The following is a 417-nucleotide window of genomic DNA, read 5'->3' on the forward strand; positions in this document are numbered from 1 at the left end:
GGAATCCCACGCCATGGTTATCAAGTATATTCGGGTGGCGAGCTGATCGGCGAAGTAACAACCGGCACGCAGTCACCTACGTTAAAGAAAAATATCGGTTTGGCTCTTTTGAAAAAAGAGTTTACGGAAATTGGCACAGAGGTTGAGGTAGAAATCCGTTCAAAACGATTAAAAGCGAAAGTGGTTGCCACACCTTTTTATAAACGACCTAAAAAATAGAGGGGAAGGTTTTTTTGATGAAACATCGCTACTTACCGATGACGGAACAAGACAAGCAAGATATGCTGACAGCAATCGGTGTCACATCCGTTGATGAACTTTTCAAAGATATTCCTGAAAGTGTACGATTCAAGGGAGAATACAATATTAAACCTGCAAAATCAGAATCTGCCTTATTAAAAGAACTTACAAGATTAG

1 protein-coding gene and 1 pseudogene are annotated in these 417 nt (G+C 40.0%); both read left to right on the forward strand.

Going from position 1 to position 417, the window contains the following annotated elements:
- The coding region (locus AC2JF9_RS09830; RefSeq protein ID WP_500727408.1) for a glycine cleavage T C-terminal barrel domain-containing protein at positions 1–219 on the forward strand (219 nt) is incomplete at its 5' end.
- 17 nt (positions 220–236) lie between these two features.
- A pseudogene (locus AC2JF9_RS09835) lies at positions 237–417 on the forward strand (glycine dehydrogenase); the annotation flags it as partial.

This window comes from Lactobacillus sp. C449L, from assembly GCF_059900815.1.